This is a genomic window from Aquabacterium sp. (assembly GCF_004297345.1).
GTDB lineage: Bacteria > Pseudomonadota > Gammaproteobacteria > Burkholderiales > Burkholderiaceae_C > Aquabacterium.
In genome coordinates this window covers 1-2,799 of sequence record NZ_SCTN01000533.1, presented here as the reverse complement: position 1 = coordinate 2,799, position 2,799 = coordinate 1, and the positions used below count along the sequence as shown (strand labels likewise).

Sequence of the window (2,799 nt, the reverse complement as noted above, 5' to 3'; positions counted from 1 at the left end):
CCCGTTTCAAGGTCAGCCAGGGTACCGTGCGCAAAGCCGTGGATGAACTGGCGGCTGAGAATCTCCTCATGCGCCGCCAGGGCAAGGGCACTTTCGTGGCCACCCACGCCGAAGAGCAGGTTCAGTATCGCTTCCTGCGTCTGGCGCCCGATCAACCTTCGCCTCTGCCTGGTTCTGCTCGCCGCGAGTTTCTGGACTGCCGCCGTTTGCGTGCGCCGGTTGATGTGGCGCGTTCGCTGCAGATGAAGGCCGGTGACATGGTCGTTGAGGTGCGCCGTGTGTTGCATTTCTCTGGTCAGCCTGTGGTGCTGGACGATATCTGGCTGCCTGGGCACATGTTCAAGGGCCTCACGGCCGATCGCCTGAGCGAATACCGCGGCCCGATGTACGGCCTGTTCGAATCTGAATTTGGCGTACGCATGATCCGCGCCGAAGAAAAACTCCGTGCCGTGGCCGCCGATGAAACCGAGGCCCGGTTGCTCGAAGTCGAGCTTGGCACGCCGCTGCTCAGCGTGGAGCGCCTGGCCTTCACTTACGGCGATCAACCCGTTGAGTTGCGCCGTGGTCTGTACCGTACCGATCATCACTTTTACCGCAATGAATTGAGCTGACGACCAATTTATTGAACTTGTTCACGCAAAGCAAAGGGTTGTCATGTGGATGACCACAAGCCGAGCGAGTTCGTCGGGCCGGGGATTGCCCTAAAATCCCGGATTCTCTTGACAGATTTTTGACGCTCGGCAGGAGCCTTTAACAACATGGCTGACAACGCGAAAACCCCACGCCCCGTCTTCCGGAACATCCACGTGACTGACATCGTCAGCTACCGTCTGCCTCCGGCGGGGATCGTCTCGATCCTCCACCGTATCAGCGGCGCGATCATGTTCCTGTTGATGCCCTTCATCATCTGGATGTTCGACACGAGCGTCTCCACCGAGATCTCGTATGACGAGTTCACGGCGATCTTCAAGGCTGGTTGCGCCAATGGCCTCGTGCCAGGCTGGTTCTTCAAGCTGATCGCCCTGGGCCTGATCTGGGCCTATCTGGTGCACTTCATCGCTGGCGTGCGCCACCTGATCATGGACGCCACTCACCGCGTGAGCAAAGAGCAGGGCCACTCCACCGCCGTGATCACCCTGGCACTGAGCTCGGGCCTGACCGTGGTGCTGGCAGCCAAGCTGTTCGGCCTGTTCTGATTTCCCGTACTTGTATCCCTGACCGCAGGAATAACAACCATGTCTCAAAACTACGGAACCAAGCGCATCGTGACCGGTGCGCACTATGGTCTGCGTGACTGGCTCGCGCAACGCGTGACGGCCTGTTTGATGGCCCTGTTCACCATTGCACTGCTGGCCCAAGTCATCATCGGCGAGCCCATCAGCTACTACAAGTGGGCTGGCATCTTCTCGCAGCAATGGATGAAGACACTGACCTTCGTGGTCATCCTGGCCATGCTCTACCACGTGTGGGTGGGCGTGCGCGACATCTTCATGGACTACATCAAGCCGGTCGGCATCCGCCTGGGCCTGCAAGTGTTTGCCATCGTGTGGCTGGTTGGCTGCGCCGGCTGGGCCATCCAAGTGCTGTGGAGACTGTAAAAAATGAGCGCTACTTCCCTTCCTACCCGCAAGTTTGACGTCGTGATCGTCGGGGCCGGTGGCTCCGGCATGCGCGCGTCGCTGCAACTGTCTCTGGCTGGCCTGAACGTGGCCGTGCTGTCCAAGGTCTTCCCCACCCGTTCGCACACGGTGGCCGCTCAGGGCGGTATCGGTGCTTCGCTGGGCAACATGTCCGAAGACAACTGGCACTATCACTTCTTCGACACCATCAAGGGCTCTGACTACCTGGGTGACCAGGACGCCATCGAGTTCATGTGCCGTGAAGCGCCCAAGGTCGTGTACGAGCTGGAACACTTCGGCATGCCGTTCGACCGCAATGCCGACGGCACCATCTACCAGCGTCCGTTCGGCGGCCACACTGCCAACTACGGCGAAAAGCCTGTGCAACGCGCTTGCGCTGCCGCTGACCGCACCGGTCACGCCCTGCTGCACACGCTGTACCAGCAAAACGTCAAGGCCCGCACCCAGTTCTTCGTGGAATGGATGGCGCTGGATCTGATCCGTGACGCCGAAGGCGACGTGGTCGGCGTGACCGCCCTGGAAATGGAAACCGGCGAAGTGCACGTGCTGCACGCCAAGACTGTGTTGTTCGCAACCGGTGGCGCTGGTCGCATCTTCCAGGCTTCCACCAATGCCTTCATCAACACGGGTGACGGCCTGGGCATGGCTGCTCGCGCTGGCATCCCGCTGGAAGACATGGAGTTCTGGCAGTTCCACCCCACTGGCGTGGCCGGTGCTGGCGTGCTGCTGACCGAAGGCTGCCGTGGCGAGGGCGCCATCCTGCGCAATGCCAATGGCGAGCGCTTCATGGAGCGTTACGCCCCGACCTTGAAGGATCTGGCCCCGCGTGACTTCGTGTCCCGCTCGATGGACCAGGAAATCAAGGAAGGCCGTGGCTGTGGTCCCAACAAGGACTACGTCCTGCTGGACATGACCCACCTGGGCGCCGAGACCATCATGAAGCGCCTGCCTTCGGTGTTCGAGATCGGCCACAACTTCGCCAACGTCGACATCACCAAGGAGCCGATCCCCGTGGTGCCGACCATCCACTACCAGATGGGTGGCATCCCGACCAACGTCTACGGCCAGGTCGTGGTCCCCAAGAACGGCAAGCCTAACGACATCATCAACGGCCTGTACGCCGTGGGTGAGTGCTCCTGCGTGTCGGTGCACGGCGCCA

The 2,799-nt window shown here is 60.8% G+C and carries 4 protein-coding genes; all 4 read left to right on the top strand.

Features of this window, described 5'->3' with window-relative positions; all coding sequences use genetic code 11:
- Positions 1–611, top strand: a 611-nt coding sequence (locus tag EPO09_RS20725) for a GntR family transcriptional regulator (protein ID WP_290646241.1), incomplete at its 5' end; no start/stop codon positions are given.
- 147 nt (positions 612–758) lie between these two features.
- On the top strand, positions 759–1,196 hold the full coding sequence (gene sdhC / locus EPO09_RS20720) for a succinate dehydrogenase, cytochrome b556 subunit (RefSeq protein WP_290646239.1): 438 nt from the start codon (positions 759–761) through the stop codon (positions 1,194–1,196).
- A 39-nt stretch (positions 1,197–1,235) separates the two neighbouring features.
- Positions 1,236–1,598, top strand: a complete 363-nt coding sequence (sdhD, locus tag EPO09_RS20715) for a succinate dehydrogenase, hydrophobic membrane anchor protein (protein WP_290646237.1) — start codon at positions 1,236–1,238, stop codon at positions 1,596–1,598.
- A gap of 3 nt (positions 1,599–1,601) precedes the next feature.
- The coding region (locus tag EPO09_RS20710) for an FAD-binding protein (RefSeq protein ID WP_290646235.1) at positions 1,602–2,799 on the top strand (1,198 nt) is incomplete at its 3' end.

Coding starts and splice junctions, on each gene's coding strand:
- sdhC (WP_290646239.1), top strand. CDS start 759: ATGGCTGACAACGCGAAAACCCCACGCCCCGTCTTCCGGAACATCCAC.
- sdhD (WP_290646237.1), top strand. CDS start 1,236: ATGTCTCAAAACTACGGAACCAAGCGCATCGTGACCGGTGCGCACTAT.